Consider the following 17136-nt stretch of genomic DNA (forward strand, 5'->3'; position numbering starts at 1 on the left):
GGAGCGCGGGCGCGGGCGCGGGCGCGGGCGCTTGGGCCCGCGCGACGGGGGCGAAGCTGACCACAGCCAGCCACGCGAGCGCGAGCGCGCTGGCCCGCACCAGGCCGTGGCCGCGCTGATCGAGGCTCGCACGCACGCCACGATGGTCGGGCACCACCGCGATCTCGGCAAGCCCGATCCCCAGCCCGTTGCGACCTGAAGACGCGTCCGCATCAAATCGACGCGGCCGCCGGGTCGAGGGTCTCGATCTGCTCGTCGAACACCAAGTGGCTGATCGCGTAGTAGGGTCGCTGGGTTCGCTGCCTGGTCCGCGGAAGGATCCGCAGCCGGGTGAACCCGCGCTCGGACAGCACCTCGGGTAGCACGATGTGCCGCGAGCTGACGCCGTCCTGGCCCCACTCGAGCCGCTGGGGCACGGCCACGCGCGCGACCTCTTCGGCGCGGTCGTAGAAGCGGATCTCGAACCGGTCCGCGTCGTTGACCGAGATCTCGAGCTCGCGCACACGCTGGCGCCGCTTGTACTTGACGTACACGCCGGTGTCGGTGAACCGACGCAGCAGCTTGGATGCGATCGGCGTGCCGTCGGGCGCCCGGCGGGTTGCGATCGAGCTCGCGTTGCGCCGCGACGCGCCATGAAAGCGCCAGGCTTCTTCGTTCAGCAACCGCCCTGGGCCGCCATTGTTGAGCCACCAGATCGCCTCGAGCCGCTCGAGGCTCCACAGGTCCCCGTGGGTCACGAGATCGATCCGCTCGTAGAGCGCGTGGATCTGTGGATCTTCGATCACGTTCTCGCCGGTCTCGAGCGACTCGATGTAGCCGCGCGGGATCGTGCGGATGAAGTGGCCGGTCATCCAGTCGGGCCGCCACAGCGCGGGCAGGCGCGCGAGCAGGGGATCGGTCAGGGCGACGTCATCGATGAAGTGGACCTCGGGTCCGCCGGCCATGCCGCGATACCCCATCGCGCGGGCGACGATCGTCTTGCGTCCGGGCTTGGCCCCGCGCTGGCCGAGCGCTGTCCAGGTGTGGTTGGGCATCTGCGTCCAGCGCTTGGCGCTGAGCAGGTTCGCTCCGCGAAACAAGAGCGCGTGCTCGTTGGTGACCCTGCGTCCGGATCGAGCTTGGTTGGCCGGGACTCGGTTCGCGCTGTTGATCTCGAGCGTGTTTGGGTGGGCGCTGAGCCCGAGCGCGGCGACGACGGCCGCGACGATCAAAAATTGCGTCAGCTCGACCCGCTTGACCTGCGACAGGCAGACCAGCGCCGCGAACATCGGCGCGGTGAAGAACCGACCCAGCATGAAGTCCCCGCCGATCTTGGTCAGGTACAGCGCGTGCAAGATGATCCCAAGGGCGAAGGGCATCATCTTGCGGTCGCGGGTCACGAACGGCGCGGCCGCCCCCGCGACGATGATCAGCAAGGTCAGCGGATCCGCGTCGAGGGTGGAGACGAAATACAGCAACCCTTGGTGCGCGAGCTCGCTGGCTTCAATCCCCGAGTTGAGCTTGGCGAGCGCGGTGTTGGGGACCAGCGCCCCGTAGTAGAACAGCGAGAACAGCTCCCACGCGAACAGCGGGAGCCCGCCAAGCGCCGCGGCACGCAGCAGCGCCGTCAGCTTGGCGCCCCGGCGATGGGCCTGGATCGCGGCCGCGATCACCACCGGTCCAAGCAGCACGGCGTTGTCGGGCCGGCTCAGCAGCGACAGCCCACCAAGCAGGCACAACAGGGCAAAGCGCCGCTCGTCTGGCACCCGGGCGAGGTACACCCAGGCACTCAGGGCGATCAGCAGGTGCGTCAGCGGGTTCTCGAGGCCGGCGGTCGCGTAGTCGACGAACGCGTGCGAGAGCGTGGCCGCGATCAGCAAGATGATGCCGACATACTCCGAGCGCGCGAGCCGGAGCGAGACGAGGGCGACCGCGCAGGTCGAGATCAGCGCGCCAAAGATGATCAGCGAGTAGAAAAATTCGCTGGTGATCGTGTAGACCCCCCAGCACAGAAACAGCCACAGCGGGTGGGTGAATACCTGGACTCGCTCGCCGACGTTCCAGACCAGCCCGTGGCCGTTGGACAGGTTCTCGACGGTGCGCAGCGAGATGTACGCGTCGTCGACGATCCAGCCGTGGCGCAGGACCACGAGGGCGAACGCCAACAACAGGAGGACCCGGACCCGGCGGCGGGTCTGGTGCGGGTCGTGTCCGCGTGGCTTGGGCACTGGGCGGGGTGTGCCACGGCTGCGTGAAGCGATCAGGCTTGCAGCGAAATACCTGCGCCGGGCCGGGTCACGTATGGGGCCAACGACGCGTCGTGGATCTGCTCGCGGCGAGCGATGTCGATTGGACGAAGATCTGGACGAAGATCTAGAGGATCGGCCCGAGCTCGTCGCACCACAGCTCTTCGGCGTAGAAGAACCCGAGCAACTCCTGGGCCCCGGTCCGGGTGTCGACCAGCAGGGTCATCAGCGGCGGCTCGCCCGGACGCGGCACGCAGCGTGCGTGCGCGCGGCTGAAGTTGTCTAGCTGCTGGGCCGCCGCGATCACGGCCCGCGAGGGGCTGTCGGTCCCGCCGTCGTAGCGCGCGAGCTGGCGGACCGTGCCGAGCCCGGGGACGTGGAAGCTGCCATCGTTGGCCAAGAACCGCGCGTCGTGGGCCGGGGGCGCGTCGCTGATGAACAGGGGCCCAAGCGCGGCCACGCTGGCCCGCAGCTGCGCGAGGTCGGGCGCAGAGAACCGCCGCCGCGCGGGGGTGCACAGGCTCGCGATCGCAGCGTGAACATCCGACAACGTAGCGAGGCGCTCGGCGAGGAGCATCCACCCCACGTCGAGGTGATCCTGGGCCAGCTCGGCGGCCGCCCGCGCCGGCGCCCGCAGAGCTTCGACATAGTCACGATCCATCCGCCGCGCACAGTCGGTCGGGATGTACTCGCTGGGCTCGACCGTGCCGATTCGGGCCGACCCTCGCAAGAACAAGCGCGGCGTCATCGGGCAGGTCTGCATGGCGCTGGTGCTCACGCACGCAGAGAAGGGCTGCAGGTAGCGCAGGTAGCTCTGACCGCACTGGTAGCGGGCCCAGCCGTCAGCGTCGAAGTCCGCGCGGGTCCGCTGGGGCTCGAACTCGGCCAGCTCGGCTTCGATCTGCGGCACGACCCGCGCGAGCTCGACGGTGTAGGCGGCCGCGAGCACGGCGTCGGCGTGGTCCAAGAAGGGCTCGAGCAAGGCGAGGCTCTGGGTCTGGCCGTCGACCAGCGCGTCGAGCAGCGGCTCACAGCTGCCGACCGCGGACGTGGCGACCCCTCGCCAGACCGGCGCGTCGACCTCGACGGCGCCGACGATCAGCACGGCCGGATCACCGAGCTCGGCCCAGCGCTGCAGTTGGACCCTGTCGACCTCGAGCTGCTTGGGCAGCGCCCAGCGGGTTCGACCGGTCGGGCCCGTCGCGGGCAGCAGCGGCGGATCTTGGAGGATCACTTCTGCGAGCCGCGGGCGCTTGGGATCGTGGAGGCCGATCGGGTGGACGGCGGTGTCGGGCGCGAGCCGACCCACCAGCGCCGCGAGCTGCGTCGTGTCGAGCCCCTTGGCTGCCCGGCTGATCCCGCTGGTCCCCCCGCTGGTCTCGTGGTTCGACCCAGGATCGAGCAGCAGACCGACGCGCGGGTGGTTGGCGAGCGCCTGCGCGAGCTCGGCGACGTCGCCCGCCGTCGCGCTTGGCGGGCTCCAGTCCAGATCGAGGCTCGGCATCGGCAGGCCACCGCGCGGCGGCGGCGGCCCGTCCGGCAGCGTGGCTGGCGCTGGGCTGGCGGCGACGGGCCCCGGTCCGTGCGCCGGATTGGGCGAGCACGCGATCACGCTGGCCAATCCAGCCGCCACCGCGCAAGCACACGTACCCCCGAGCATCAGACCGATCCCCCACAGCGCCCGTCGGCGCGCGGCTGGACTGCTGCTAGTTGGCGCGACCATCTGTGGACAGCATACGGAGCAATGGAGCAATCACCCCGTGATCCGTCGCACCCGCGTTGCCAAGTCGGGCTCAGCCGCACCACGCGAGCATCCACGCCCACGCTGGCGGGCCCCGGGTATACTGGCGCCGCGCATGGGTTTCGAAGGACGAGCCGATTCGAACGGGGCAGGGCCTCGCACTTGGGGCATCTGGCTGCTGAGCGTCGCGCTGGCACTCGCGGTCACCCCAGCCGACGCGTCGCCGCCGAGTGACAGCGTGGCCAACTCTCCGCAGGCGGCGCCGGGTGATCCAAGCGCGGACGCGGAGGCGCTGCTCGAGTTTCACTTCAAGCCGGTCGCTGGGCTCCAGATCGCGATCTGGCTCGAGGACACCAGCGGCAACTTCGTCGAGGACGTGCTGGTGACCCAGGCAACCGCCAAGCTGGGCATTGGCAACCGCTCGGGCATGACGACCTTCCTGTCGAGCTGGCGCGCGCCCTACGGTCCGCGGCCGTCGGTGCTGCCGATCTGGGCCCACAGCCGGGGCAAGACCTACCCGCGGATCCTGTTCCACGACGCCAACCTCAACAACCACACCTCGCTGGGTTTCCACGAGTCGAGCAGCTCGGCCGAGACTTACTTTTGTCGGCCGCTGACCCCGACAGAGGACAACGCGATCGTCGACACGATGACCTGCCCCTCGCCGGCGACCTTTCGGTCCGACAAGGGCCAGTTCGCGCCGGGCGGCCAGACCTCCGTGTATCCGCCGCGCAATGATCTGACCAGCTTCGACGAGAACCGCGACAGCGAGGACACCAAGTCCTACGCGGCTCTCAACGAGCTCGACATGATCTCCCGGGCCACGCCAAGCCCGGGGCCGTACTTGTTCGCGCATCGGATCCACTTCGACCAGGTGCCCGCGGGTTCATTGGTCGCGTGGATCGAGGTCTCGCTCGAGCGTGACGAGAACCCCGACTGGGAGTTCGATCGCGAGGACGACCACTGGGTCGACCCCAAGCTCCCCGCCTACGGCCGCGAGTACTTTGGTCAGCCGGCGGTGGTGTACCGGGTCGAGTTCGATCCGGCGGTCCCAGGCTATACGTCGGTCACCGAGTACGCAGGCTACGCCGACTGGGACGGCGCGAGCGGGACCGTGCACCCGCCCGACTCGACGATCTCGGCGTCGGGTGGGAGCGGGGCGGATCGCCTGCAGGTCCACGACAAGTTCGATGTGCTCGCGCGCTTCGGGATCTACTCGCACGGCTGGAGCACCTCGGGCGACGGGGACGGCGACGGCGACGGGGACGGCGATGGCGACGGCGATCCAACAGGGGGCGGCGGTGGCTGCACGACCGTCGATCTTCCACCCGTGCAGGATCTGCAGCTCACGCCCACCGACTTCGACACGGTGACCGCGACCTTCCGGCTGCCCGAGGTCCCAGATGGGATCGAGCTCTCGACGCTGTTCGCTGGCTGGATCACACCAGAGACCACCGACTTTCAGCTTGGCGCGTCCAAGGCCGTCGCTGGGATCCCGCGGCTTTGTCGCGAACCTGGTGAGCTCGACTGCATCGAGGCCGGTCCCGGCGACCAGGTCACGATCGAGATCGACCAGCTGTTTGGCAACTACACCTACTCGATCGGCGTCCACTACGAGGACATCTGCACCAACCGCAGCGAGATCGCCGTCGCCGACGTGACCACGCCCGCGCAAGAGTTTCAGACGATCGACGGCGCCTGCTTCATCGCCACGGCGGCCTGGGGTGCTGGCTGGACCCACGAGCTGCGCGCGCTCCGGTGGTTCCGCGACGTCTACATGATCGATCAGCCGATCGCGAACGACCTGGTCCGGGCTTACTATGCTTATGGCCCGGTGTTGGCCAACATGATCCGCGACGTCCCACCCGCGCGGGCGGCCGCGCGACTGATGCTGCGCCCGGTCGCGGGCGTGGCCAAGCAGCTCGTCATGGGTGCTGGCGCCGAACCTGGTCCGCGCTGACAACCCGCGCGAGTCGGGGCCTCGCTCATGCTCTGGGCTCGCGCTGGCTCAGCGCGCTGCGACACCCTCAGTGCACGCGGGTAGGGGCTTCGCTCGGGCGGCTGGGCCTGGTCCGCGTCGATGCGCAGTGGTAGGCATCGGCCGTGCACGCGATCGTCCTCGCTCTCGCCGTCAGCTTGGCCCTTGGTCCGGCCGCGACTGAAGCTGCGCCCGTGGACGTGGCCGCGCCAACTGCCGCGCCAGCTGCCGCGCCAGCCGGCAAGGTCGAGGCGCCCGCCGAAGACGCGAGCGCCGAGCCAGCGCCAGTCGAGGCGCCCGAGTCCAGCGAGGGCGCGCCTGCAGCCGAACCCACGGGCGAGCCACCTGGCGCACCCGAGCCCGAGCCCGAGCCCGAGCCCGAGCCACCCACCCCGACCGAGCCCGAGCCCGAGCCACCCACCCCGACCGAGCAACCGGCGACCGTCACCACCTCCAGCGCACCGCCAGCGGCCGACCCCGCGCCGCCGATCATCCGCGACCGCCTAGGCTGCGACGGCAGCAAGCGCTGCCGCAAGATGACCGTCGCTGGCATCGTCGTTGGCGCGCTCGGGGTCAGCGGGGTCGGTGTTGGCATTGGGCTGCTCGTCAACCGTGACCAGGTCGTCCCCGAGACGCCCGTGTTCGTGACCAGCACGCGCCCGGCCGGGCTGGTGCTGCTCACCGTCAGCAGCGGCGTCGCGTTCACGGCCGTGCTGATGCTGGTGGCGGCGCACAAGGGCTACAAAGACCGGCCCGAGCGCGCGCGGATCCAGCTCACGCCGACCGGCCTTCGCTTTTGAGGTTGCCATGCCATTGATCGAGTCAATTCGAAGCTCGCCCGCGCTCGCGTTGGCCCTGCTGCTTGGGTTGGGCGGCGGCATTGGCCTTGGTGCATGCCAGCTGCCCAACCCGAACCATTGCCAGAACATAGCGATCGATCCCAACGCATGGTGCGGCGCGGTGTACCCCGACGAGCCCTATTGCTCGCCCTGCGAGGCCGAGAACAACGGCTGCGTCGCCAACGAGCCCAGCCAAGCCGAGTGCCCAGCCTACACGGTGCCTGCGTCCGAGACGGGCACGGACACCGGTGGCGACACGGACACCAGCACGGAAACCGGCGGCGACACGGACACCAGCACGGAAACCGGCGGCGACACGGACACCGGCGGAACCGAGACCGGCTAGATCTGTTTTCAGCTCGGGCGAGGGCTTCTCGCCCGCTAACGGCTGCAGTTGGCGAAGTACCGGTACCGGTACGCGTCCGCCGAAGCCACCCGAGCCCCCTTCCAGGGGGCCACACATGCGATAGCGAACAAACGGCCCCGAGGAGCGAAGCGACCAGACGCGATAGCGGCTGCAGTCGGCGAAGTCGAAGGCCTATGTGGGGGTCAAAGAGAGCTCGCCGTCGGCGAAGTCTAAGGCCTATGTGGGGGTCAAAGAGAGCTCGCCGTCGGCGAAGTCGAAGGCCTATGTGGGGGTCAAAGAGAGCTCGCAGTCGGCGAAGTCCAAGGTCTATGTGGGGGTCTAAGGCAGCCCGGGGAAGCTGTCGACCCAGGCGACCTCGACGTCGGGGAAGCTGTCGACGTACTGGATCTCGAAGTCCGCGAAGCTGTCGACGAACTGCCACTCGCCGCAGTCACTGGCGAACGAGGTGACCTTCTTGACCTTCACGTCGGGGAAGCTCGAGACCGCCTTGACCCGCACGTCGGGGAAGCTGTCGACGACCTTGACTTTGCCGGCCAGCTTGATGCCGTTGAAGGTGCACTGATCGCTCACGTTGCCGGTGCCCATTGACGTGACGTCGAGGGCGGCCGCGGTCGCAGTGAGCAGGTGGGGGACACCCGTGAACGAGGAGCTGGACTGCTCGGCCCGGACTGGGCTCGTGGCCAACAACCACAGCCCGAGGCCCGCGAGGCCAACGAACGTACCGGTGCGCGCAAACGACATGACGAGAGCAGCATATTCCCCGGGTTCCCGGGATCACAAATATCTCGTCGTGACATTGCGCTGCGCGGTGGGTTCGGGGACCCCGATCACAGCTGACCCCCGCGCGGCGGGCCACTCGGGTTCCAAATACAGCGTTTGGGTCAGCCCCGTCGCAACGGCGGCCCAAGATCGAAGTGAACATCCCCGCCAGCGCTTCGTCGCGGCCGGATCAGCTCGTTGTCCGGTACTCGATGTAGTTCACGTGCTCTGGCACATGAACGATGCGCTGGACGAAGATCCCCGGGAGGTGGATGTCGTCCGGGTCGAGGGTCCCGGTTGGGACCAGCTCGTCGACCTCGGCGATCGTGAGTCGGCCAGCCATGGCCGCCAGCGGGTTGAAATTCTGTGACGTTCGATAAAAGCGCAGGTTGCCAAACGCGTCGCCCACGGCCGCGCGGACGATCGCCACGTCGGGGTGCAGCGCGGTCTCGAGCACGTGGGGGCGGCCCTCGAACTCGCGCTGTTCCTTGCCCTCGGCGACGACGGTCCCGGCCCCGGTTGGCGTGAAGAAGGCCGCGATCCCAGCCCCGCCCGCGCGCAGCCGCTCGGCCAGCGTACCTTGGGGGTTGAGCTCGACCTCGACCTCGCCCGCGAGCATCTGCGCCTCGAGATCCGGGTTACCCCCGACGAAGCTGCACACGACCCGGGCGACCTGGCGCTGCTGCAACAAGATCGCCAGGCCAAGGCCCTGGTTGCCGCAGTTGTTCGACATGATCGTGAGGCGCTTGCTGCCCTTGCGCGCGATCGCTTGGATCAGCGCCTCGGGGTTGCCGACCAGCCCGAACCCGCCAACGGCGACGCTGGCCCCGTCTTGCAGGTCGAACAGCGCGGCCTCGGCCGACTCGAAGATCTTGCTCGCGGAGCTTGCTGCGGCGGTCACGAGCCGGAGCATGAGCCCGGGCCCGCGCGCGATCAACCGTAGGGCGTCATCATGTCGCAGTCGACCGCCTCGCCCACGTCGGTCCCAAGCAGCTCGGCGTAGCGCATGAAGAAGCCGACGCGGTCCTCGACCTTGGCGTTGCCCGGCATGTTGCACTCGAGCCCGCCGTTGATGATGTTGGTCGTCATCCCAAATCCGGGCAGCCGGCCAAGCGCGAGGTCTTGCGCGCTGGGCATCCAGCTCCCCACCATCACCGCGTGGGCCGAAGGCTTGGGCAGCTGCTCGGTCATCCAAAACCACAGCGCGGTCTGGGTTGCCAGCTTGGGATCGCTCGCGACCAGGTCGGGGTTGGCGAGGATGTCGACGCCGAGCGCGTCGCCGGCCTGGCCGTAGTTGTAGTTCCAGCTCAGCTGGATCGCGCCGCGGCCGTGGTAGGTGCGCCCGGGCGCGCAGGGATACTGCATGTTGTTGGCGTCGCAGTACTGCGGGCAGCCGTTGTTCTCACAGCCGACCTCTTCGATGAAGCACAGACCCCACGCGTAGGGGCCATCGGGCGCGGCCGGCCACCCGCCGGTGGTCTCGTGGGAGATCTGCGCCAAGAATGCCGCGAGCTCGCGCTGGCGCGTGGCGAGATCGCCCTCGCACGCGAAGCTGGGGTACGCGGCCGCAGCCTCGAGCAGACCCGGGAGCGTGTAGTTGGCCCCCGCGCAAGCCGGGTCGTCCTTGTGAAGGAACATCTGATCCCACGTGGCCTGGTCGAGTAGGTCCGCGAGCTGGCACCCGCCGTCGCCGTCGCCGTCGCCGGAATCACCGTCACCGGAATCACCGTCGCCGTCGCCGGAATCACCGTCGCCGTCGCCGTCGCCGTCGCCAGGATCACCGTCACCATCGCCGGGATCGCCATCGCCGGTCTCGTCGGCGCTCGTGCTCGGCGGTGTCGCTGGCGAGCCGTCGTCCGCACACGCGAGCGCCAGCATGAAGGTCAACGTCAGCGTCGATGCCATCGAACGGTGCGTCATGGCCAAGTCTCCCATGAAGTCGCGAACCCCGCGAGTCCGTGGTACAGCCGCATGCATGGGCAGCGCACGCGACTTCGTTGATGGGAGCACCTACTCGAGCCTCGGCTACGCGCCGGTCTCGAGCGAGCACGACCACGCTGACCTCGAGCTCCTCGAGGGCCAGATCCCGGCGGCGCTGCAGGGCGTGTTTGCCCGCAACTCGAGCAACCCCAAGTTCACGCCGCCCGAGCCCTACCACTGGTTCGACGGCGACGGGATGATCCACGCGGTCAGCTTCGAGCAGGGCCGGGCCAGCTACCGCAATCGCTGGGTGCGTACGGCAGGCTTGGCCGAAGACGAAGCCGCCGGCGCCGCGACCTGGACGGGGTTGCTCGCGCGGCCCGACATGGCGCGACCGGGCGGGCCGTACAAGAACACCGCGAACACCGACTTGCTGTACTGGAACGGGCAGCTGCTCGCGCTGTGGTGGCTGGGCGGCGGGATGCCCTACGCGCTGAGCTTGCCCGAGCTGAGCACGGTCGGACCGTGGACGCAGGCGGGGACCATGACGGCGCACCCCAAGGTCGATCCCCGCAGCGGGGATCTGGTGTTTCTCGACTACGCGCCAACCTCGTCGCGGGTGACCCACGGGACGCTGACCCGCGATGGCCAGCTCACCCGCACGCCGGTCCAATTGCCTGGCCCGCGCCCGCAGCACGACCTGGCGTTGACCGAGCACTACACGATCCTGATCGACGTCTCGATGTTCCCAGACCCGCGGGCGCTCGCGCGTGGCAAGGTCCACATGAGCTTCTTCCCCGACGTGCCGACGCGGCTCGGGGTGTTCGATCGTCGGACCCAGCGCGTGCGCCACTGGTTCGAGGTCCCGGCCTGCTACGTGTATCACTTCGCCAACGCCTGGGAGCTTGGCGAGAAGATCATCGTCACGGCCTGTTGCATGCGCGACCCCTTGGCCTATGAGCCGCAACCGGGCCGCAGCGATCGCGTGGTCCCACGGATCGGGCACTTGCGCCTCGAGCCGCAGCTGGTCCGCTGGACCCTGGATCTCGAGACGGGGCTGGCCCGCGAAGACCTGCTCGACGACGCGATGGCCGAGTTCCCCCGCGTCGACGATCGCCGGATCGGCGCGCCCACCCGCGTCGCCTACCTGGGTAGCTTCGCGGCCCGCGAGGCGTTTGCGTTCGATGGCGTGCGGCGGATCGATCTCGACTCGGGCGCGGCGATCGAGCGGCGTTATCCGCCGGGATGGCTCGGTGGCGAAGTCAGCGTCGCGCCGCTCGGGGACGCCGAGGACGACGTCGCGTTGCTGACCTTCGTGAGCGAAGAGGCCGGCGATCGCAGCGAGCTGTGGGTGATGGCGGGCCGCGACCTCGAGATCCTCGCGAAGCTGGCGATCCCAACCCGGGTCCCGGCTGGGTTTCATACGCGGTGGGTCGGGGCTGACGAGCTGGCGCGCTGATTGGCGCGTCGAGCATCGCGGCACCCGGGGTGCTCGGGGCAGCGCGCCTGGGTGCCGCGATGCTCGGCGCACAGATCAGCACGCCAGCTCCGAGGATCGGACTTCGGGCTTGATCAGCAGCTCGGCGCCCGCAGTTTGGCGCGCGCGAGCTTGACGGTCGACGCCTGGGTGGGCGACCGTCAACACAGTGAGCGGGACCGAGACGAACAGCGCTGCGGCCCGGCTCGCCCGTGTCATCGAAGAGGCGCAGGCGGCTCAGCGTCGGGGCAGCTGGCGCGTGGCTGCGAACGGCTACCTCGAGGCTGCCAAGCTCGTCGACCCAGCGCTGTCGACCGAGCTGCAAGCCGAGCGCAGCTGCGCGCTGCGCATGCGCGCGGCCGATTGCCACATTCGCGGCGGCGCGCTCGGCCACGGTTGGGTGTTGCTCCGCGACGCGCTCGAGCGCCACGGCGTGCCGACCCCAACCTCCTCGACGCGGGCGCTGCTTGGCAGCACGTGGCGGCGCGGTCGTTTCTTGCTCGAGAACGCGGGGCTCGATGGTGACGTCGAGGTCCGCGAGACCGGGGACAGGCTGCGCATGGTCGTGCTCGATCGAGCCGCGCGGTGTCTGACGATGGTCAACACCGCGCTGGCCGACGCGTTGCGGACCCGCCACTTGACCGAGGTCGCGCGGTTTGGCGACAGCTCGGAGCGATGCCGCGCGCTGGCCAGCGAGATCGCGATGGAGACCCGGATTGGCGGGCCCTTCGATCGCTCGGTCAAGAAGCTGCTCGAGCGCTGCACCGAGCTCGCGGTGCAGACCGGTGAGCCGCTCGACGAGGCCTGGCGGCAGCTGGGCATCGCCACCTACGAGTTCAGCCACGGGCGCTGGCGTCACTGCGTCGAGGCCTGCGTGGCCGCCAACGAGATCTTCGCCCAGCTCGCCGACACCGGCCTCGACATCGAGCACGAACAGGCCCGCGTGGCCGCGCTGCATTGGTTCGCGCTCGCGTGGCTCGGTGAGCTCGAAGAGCTCCATCAGCGCCTCGCAACCGCGATCGTCTTGGCCGAGCGACACAAGGACTCCTTGATGTTGCTCGAGGCGCTGACCGGCCAGCCCATGTTGGTGTGGCTAGCCCGCGAGGAGCATGATGACGTCCGCGCCCGGACCCAAAAATTGCTCGCCCGCCAGCGCGCGGTGCCGGGCGCCGCGTGGCCGGAGAGCGGGTATCGCCGCCAAGAGTATCGAGACCTCATGGCCGAGGTTCACACCGGCCTGTACCGCGGCGACGTGACGCCGGCATGGGCCGCGTTGATCAGTCAGTGGCGCGAGCTGGAGTCGGCGTTCTACATGCCCATGCGTACGCTTGGGCTGGAGATCCGGGTCGCTCGGGCCCGGGTCGGCGTGGCGTTGATCGAGCAGTTCGATCGAGATCCGGTGCTCACCCGTGATCGCCTGCGGGCTCAGCCTCGCTTGTCTGGTGATTGGGACCGCGCGCGCGTGCTCGCCGACGTGACCGGGCTGCTCGAGCTCACCCAGCGAGACAACAATTGCGTCGCGCCGGCGCTGACCAGCTTGCTCGGCGCCGGGCTGTCGCAGCTCCAAGGGCAGCTCGAAGACGCGCAGATCAAGCTCGACGCGGCGGTTCGCGAATTCAACTCGGTCGACATGGCGCTGCATCGCGAGTGCGCGCGCTATGCTCTGGGCGAGCTGATCGGCGGCGGCGAGGGGGCGCAGCTGCAGGACCAAGCGCACGCGTGGATCCTCGCCCGTGGGGTGGTCAATCCACGCAAGCTCGTTGCCTCGCAGGCCCCCGGTCTTGGGTTGGCCTGATCAGCCGCTGAGGGGGTTGCTTGCGACCAGGGAGGCGATTGACCCAGTCGAGGCGCTCCGCTAGCGTGGGCCCGCGAGCTGCTCGAGCGGGCGAGGAGCCCTCGCCCGAGCTGAGACATGATCGCCAAGTTTCCCCAACTCGCCGCCTGCGAAGCCGGACTCGAGCAGTCTGCTTCGCCAGTCTGGGTGTTCGAGGCTGAGACGATCCAGTTCGTGTGGGCGAACGATGCCGCCGTGCAGATGTGGCGCGCGCCGGATCGGGCCGAGCTGCTCGCGCGGAACGTCGCCGCGGGGGCGCCAGAGAAGGTGCAGGCCCGAACCCGTCACGTCGTCGAGCAGGTCCGCGCAGGCAAGAGCGTGCGCGAGGAGTGGACCTTCTACCCAAGCGGTGAGCCAACGATGGTGCTGTTGGACCTTCGGGGGGTGCTGCTCGCGGACGGGCGACTCGGCGTGCTCAATCAGGCCCAGCCGGTCGCAACCCAGGCGCCCGAGGCCATGCAGCGCGCGCTCGCGATCGGCCGGCACTCTTCGATCATCGCGGCCTTGGTCGCCGCCGATGGTCAAATCCTCTCGCAAAATCCCGCCGCGTTGATGGCCTTCGACCAGCCGGGCTCGTGGCCCGCGTGGTTCTCGGAGGCCGCCGAGGCCCACGAGATCCTTCGTCGCGCGCTGGCGGGCCAGCGGATTCGAGCGAACGTCCGGGTGTTGTCCCGCGGCGAGCCGCGCTGGCACCAGATCGACGCCGAGGCCCTCCGGGATCCGGTGACCGGCGAGCTGGGCGTGCTGATCGAGCACACCGACGAGACAGCCAAGGTCGAGGCCGAGCGGCTCGCCGAGGATCGTGGTCAGCGCATCGATGTCTTGAACGCGACCCTCGAGCTCGTCGAGCAGCAGCGCCAAGAGATCATCGAGCTGTCTGCGCCGATCCTCGACGTTGGGGATCAGACCTTGGCGGTGCCGATCATCGGGCGACTGAGCGACGCGCAGAGCACCGCGATCATGACCAAGCTGCTCGACGCCGTCGCTGCCCGCGGTGTTCGGCATGTGATCCTGGACGTGACCGGCGTGGCGGCGGTCGACGGCGGGAGCGCGGGCCGCCTGCGCCAGATGGCCCGGGCGCTCACGCTGCTCGGGGCGACCCCCATGATCACCGGGATCCGGCCCCAGCTAGCCCAGGAGCTCACGAACTTCGGCTTTGATCTGGATCAGGTCACCACCTTGCGCTCGCTCGCCGAAGGGCTGCGACGCCGAAGGGGCAGGCGGTGAGCCCCCAGGTTCGGCGGCGTGAATCGCTGGTAGTCGAGACCACCAAACTCGGCGCGTAAGCGATCGCGCGCTGGTGTTTGGGTGCCCGGACACAGTAGATTGCGCCGATGCGCCGCTCTACGGTTTTGACTGGGGGTTTGACTGGGGTCTTGACTGGACTGTTTCTGGTGGCTTGCTCGACCGGGCAAGAGACCCTCGGCAGCGACACCTTCTCCAGCCTCGACGGTAACAACGACGAGAGCACCGGCGAGGATGGTCCGGGTGACGGTGATCCTGGCGACGGCGACGGCGATCCCGGAGACGGCGACGGCGATCCCGGAGACGGCGACGGGGATCCCAGCGGAGACGGCGACGGCGACGGAGATGGCGACACGGGCGACGGCGACGGCGACGGCGACGAGGTGTGCGCGCGCTACCTGTATCGGCACAACCTCGCAAACGACGTGTGGGAGACCCAGCCCTTGGATCTGGTCTGGACCGGCCCGAACGCCCCGCCTTGCAGCGTCGAGCCGAAGGCCGCGGCCTACCTCGAGGTCTGGGATCAGCTGTTGGTGTGGGGCGGCAACGGCATGTACTACCGGCGCATCGGGGGCGCTTGGCAGCCGCCCGAACCGATCGCGGATCGCTGGGCGGTGGTCGCCAACCTGGAGATCGACTCGGTCACCCACGTGCCCCCGATCAACGGTGGCACGAGCACGACGGTGACCTTCGTGTCGCTGCCAAATGCGTTGCTCTACGAGGTGTTCGAGGACGGGGCCACGAACTACGATCAGACCGTGGTGATGACGGACGAGCCGCCGCCGGGGCCGTCGCAGAGCAGTTCAGTGCGGCGCTGGTCCGCGGTGCTGGCCGACCCCGAGCTGCTCGGACAGGCCGACTGGTGGGTGTCGTATGCAGGCTTCGACGACGGCAAGATCTATCGCTTCGACGGCGCCTTCGTGTGGAGCAACTGGCCGGCGAACCAGGCTCCGGTGTTGGCCGGTGCGCCGCCCAGCCTGGATCCGAGCAAGCTCGAAGCGGGCTATGGCGACCACGGGCTCAACCGTGTGTACTTGATCGGACCCTGAACGTTGCCAGCTCAGCGCTTGGTCTGGCCGAAGGTCGGCCCGCCGTCGGCCATGAACGCCAGCTCTTCGGGGCTGCTCGTGCGCCCAAGCAGCTCGTTGCGGTGCGGGTAGCGGCCGAACTGCAGCACGATGTTGGCGTGGGTGACCGCGTGCGCGCGGGAGTCGGGGTACCCCTCGACGCCGAGCGCCGCGATGTCGCTCGAGAGCTCGGTGTAGACCTCGAGGCTACGCCGCGCGACCGCGACGTCCTCGGCGTGCATCATTGGCATGTACATGAAGCTGCGCTCGATCGGGCGCAGCTGCTTGTCGAGCCCGGCCGCGATCGCCTGCTCGCAGACCTCGAGCGCCATCGCGTCGCCGAGGTACGCGTCACCGGTCCCGCGGCCGAGGTTGCGGGTGAACTGATCGAGCAAGATGATCAGCGCCAAGGCGCCGCGGGGAGAGTCTGCCCAGTGCCCCAGCGCTCCGCGGGTGGCCTGCGTGACCAGCTCACCAAACCGGGCGCGAATGTCCGCGTCGGTGGCCGGATCGCCGGCCCACCACAGCGCGTTCTTGCTGCGATCGATGTCGGCGGGGCCGTCGAGTTCACCGAACCAATAGCGAAGGATGGTCTCGACTTGCTCGCGCTCGGTCTCAGTCACCGTGCTCGTATACCGCAGCGCTGTGCTGGCGTCATCGCGTCATCGGCGATCACAGCGGCAACACCGAGTCGTCTTGCTGCTTGTAGAGCTTCTTGTCTTTGAGCAGGCGGGTCGCCGCGAACACCTGCGCGGGGGTGTCGAGCGGCGCGTCGGGCAGGGCAGCGCGGACGCGCCGCTTGACCGTGTCCGAGTCCCAGCGCACGAACGGGTTGGTGGCTCGCTCGTCGCCGATCGTCGACGGCACGGTTGACTCGCCGCGGGCCCGGACCTCCCACACCGATCGAATCCGAGCTGCGAGGGCCTCGTTGTCCGGCTCGACCGACCACGCGAAGCGCAGGTTGTCTTGGGTGTACTCGTGGGCGCAGCAGACCCGCACGTGATCCGGCAGACCCATCAGCCGCGCGAGGCTGGCCTGCATCTTGGCTGGCGGTCCGTCGAACAGGTAGCCGCAGCCGCCAGCGAACAGGGTGTCCCCACAAAACAAGAGATCACCGAACAGGTAGCTGATGTGACCGTCGATGTGACCTTCGGTGAGCATCGCCTGGCCGCGCAGCGCCCCAAGCGAGACTTCATCGCCCTCGCCGACGCCCTCGCTCAACCCCGGGATCACGCCGCCGAGCTCGCGGTTGCCGACCACCCGGAGCGCCGCGAGCTTGCCTTGCTTGTCGAGATCCCTGTGAATCCCGATGTGATCTGGGTGGGTGTGGGTCGTGAGGATTGTGGTAAGTCGCGGGCCATCCACGAGATCGCCGGCAACCGGGCGCGCCCGCGCTGAGAACCAATCGAGCACCGGCTTGGCCTCTGCGCCGTCGACGACGCTCGCCTCGCCCGTGGACTGGCAGACCAAGATCCACGAAAAGTTGTCTGTCCACACCGGCACTTGGTGGACCTGCGCGGCCCCAGACATGCCCTGGAGAGCGGGCCTGGGGGTGGTCACGACGTGGGGCATGCCATGGACCATGGCCGGTGCTGAACGCTTGCGCAAGCGAACGAAGGCCGACTCTTCGGGTCCCGACCAAAAAAGACTGGCGCATCGCTGGCCCGCGCCGCGTCTGCCCGCG

General features: G+C 68.9%; 14 protein-coding genes. 7 read left to right on the forward strand and 7 right to left on the reverse strand.

The genetic code is table 11. From position 1 onward, the window contains the following. Window positions 1–212 precede the first annotated feature (212 nt). Together DB30_RS28790 and DB30_RS28795 are read right to left on the reverse strand one after the other, a co-directional pair. Entirely contained in the window at window positions 213–2207 is a 1995-nt protein-coding gene (locus tag DB30_RS28790; RefSeq protein WP_052554935.1) for a hypothetical protein, read from the reverse strand. 145 nt (window positions 2208–2352) lie between these two features. After that, window positions 2353–3948 (reverse strand): hypothetical protein, encoded by a 1596-nt coding sequence (locus tag DB30_RS28795; RefSeq protein ID WP_146661051.1) that lies wholly within the window; start codon window positions 3946–3948, stop codon window positions 2353–2355. Between the two features lie 133 nt (window positions 3949–4081). Between DB30_RS28795 and DB30_RS28800 the strand changes: the two genes are divergently transcribed. The 3 genes from DB30_RS28800 to DB30_RS28810 all read left to right on the forward strand — a co-directional run bounded on the left by DB30_RS28800 (window position 4082) and on the right by DB30_RS28810 (window position 7129). Next, the gene (locus DB30_RS28800) at window positions 4082–5926 is read left to right on the forward strand and encodes a CFI-box-CTERM domain-containing protein (protein ID WP_052554938.1); all 1845 of its coding nucleotides are present in this window, start codon (window positions 4082–4084) and stop codon (window positions 5924–5926) included. 143 nt (window positions 5927–6069) lie between these two features. Then, window positions 6070–6744 (forward strand): hypothetical protein, encoded by a 675-nt coding sequence (locus DB30_RS41765; protein WP_052554940.1) that lies wholly within the window; start codon window positions 6070–6072, stop codon window positions 6742–6744. A 7-nt stretch (window positions 6745–6751) separates the two neighbouring features. After that, window positions 6752–7129 carry a hypothetical protein gene (locus tag DB30_RS28810; protein WP_052554942.1) on the forward strand — a complete coding sequence of 126 codons (378 nt, stop codon included), beginning with the start codon at window positions 6752–6754 and terminating at the stop codon, window positions 7127–7129. 339 nt (window positions 7130–7468) lie between these two features. Here the strand turns inward: DB30_RS28810 and DB30_RS43220 are convergent, their stop codons facing one another. From DB30_RS43220 to DB30_RS28825, 3 genes are all read right to left on the reverse strand, one after another. Further along, window positions 7469–7735, reverse strand: a complete 267-nt coding sequence (locus tag DB30_RS43220) for a 7(1) septoil knot domain-containing protein (protein ID WP_052554980.1) — start codon at window positions 7733–7735, stop codon at window positions 7469–7471. 364 nt (window positions 7736–8099) lie between these two features. Continuing rightward, complete coding sequence (locus tag DB30_RS28820) at window positions 8100–8822, reverse strand: CoA transferase subunit A (protein WP_052554982.1); 723 nt, start codon at window positions 8820–8822, stop codon at window positions 8100–8102. A gap of 20 nt (window positions 8823–8842) precedes the next feature. Further along, window positions 8843–9829, reverse strand: coding sequence for a glycoside hydrolase family 19 protein (locus DB30_RS28825; RefSeq protein WP_205633093.1), 987 nt, complete (start codon window positions 9827–9829; stop codon window positions 8843–8845). A gap of 55 nt (window positions 9830–9884) precedes the next feature. On the opposite strand from DB30_RS28825, the gene DB30_RS28830 reads away from it, so the two are divergent. The 4 genes from DB30_RS28830 (at window position 9885) to DB30_RS28845 (ending at window position 15434) form a co-directional block, all read left to right on the forward strand. After that, on the forward strand, window positions 9885–11288 hold the full coding sequence (locus tag DB30_RS28830) for a carotenoid oxygenase family protein (RefSeq protein ID WP_052554946.1): 1404 nt from the start codon (window positions 9885–9887) through the stop codon (window positions 11286–11288). Between the two features lie 187 nt (window positions 11289–11475). Next, entirely contained in the window at window positions 11476–13101 is a 1626-nt protein-coding gene (locus DB30_RS28835) for a hypothetical protein (RefSeq protein WP_052554948.1), read from the forward strand. A gap of 117 nt (window positions 13102–13218) precedes the next feature. Then, complete coding sequence (locus DB30_RS28840; RefSeq protein ID WP_052554950.1) at window positions 13219–14367, forward strand: STAS domain-containing protein; 1149 nt, start codon at window positions 13219–13221, stop codon at window positions 14365–14367. Between the two features lie 149 nt (window positions 14368–14516). Then, window positions 14517–15434, forward strand: coding sequence for a hypothetical protein (locus tag DB30_RS28845; RefSeq protein ID WP_146661055.1), 918 nt, complete (start codon window positions 14517–14519; stop codon window positions 15432–15434). Between the two features lie 11 nt (window positions 15435–15445). On the opposite strand, the gene DB30_RS28850 is transcribed toward DB30_RS28845, so the two are convergent. Both DB30_RS28850 and gloB read right to left on the reverse strand, forming a co-directional pair. Next, window positions 15446–16075, reverse strand: coding sequence for a DUF924 family protein (locus DB30_RS28850; RefSeq protein WP_052554954.1), 630 nt, complete (start codon window positions 16073–16075; stop codon window positions 15446–15448). Window positions 16076–16124: 49 nt separating this feature from the next. After that, on the reverse strand, window positions 16125–17024 hold the full coding sequence (gene gloB / locus DB30_RS28855) for a hydroxyacylglutathione hydrolase (RefSeq protein WP_165703993.1): 900 nt from the start codon (window positions 17022–17024) through the stop codon (window positions 16125–16127). Window positions 17025–17136: the final 112 nt, after the last annotated feature.

The sequence above is a fragment of the Enhygromyxa salina genome (genome assembly GCF_000737335.2).
Classification (GTDB): domain Bacteria; phylum Myxococcota_A; class Polyangia; order Nannocystales; family Nannocystaceae; genus Plesiocystis; species Plesiocystis salina_C.

Coding starts and splice junctions, on each gene's coding strand:
- DB30_RS28830 (WP_052554946.1), top strand. CDS start 9,885: ATGGGCAGCGCACGCGACTTCGTTGATGGGAGCACCTACTCGAGCCTC.
- DB30_RS43220 (WP_052554980.1), bottom strand. CDS start 7,735: ATGGGCACCGGCAACGTGAGCGATCAGTGCACCTTCAACGGCATCAAG.
- DB30_RS28795 (WP_146661051.1), bottom strand. CDS start 3,948: ATGGTCGCGCCAACTAGCAGCAGTCCAGCCGCGCGCCGACGGGCGCTG.
- gloB (WP_165703993.1), bottom strand. CDS start 17,024: ATGCCCCACGTCGTGACCACCCCCAGGCCCGCTCTCCAGGGCATGTCT.
- DB30_RS28825 (WP_205633093.1), bottom strand. CDS start 9,829: ATGACGCACCGTTCGATGGCATCGACGCTGACGTTGACCTTCATGCTG.
- DB30_RS28820 (WP_052554982.1), bottom strand. CDS start 8,822: ATGCTCCGGCTCGTGACCGCCGCAGCAAGCTCCGCGAGCAAGATCTTC.
- DB30_RS28800 (WP_052554938.1), top strand. CDS start 4,082: ATGGGTTTCGAAGGACGAGCCGATTCGAACGGGGCAGGGCCTCGCACT.
- DB30_RS28810 (WP_052554942.1), top strand. CDS start 6,752: ATGCCATTGATCGAGTCAATTCGAAGCTCGCCCGCGCTCGCGTTGGCC.
- DB30_RS28840 (WP_052554950.1), top strand. CDS start 13,219: ATGATCGCCAAGTTTCCCCAACTCGCCGCCTGCGAAGCCGGACTCGAG.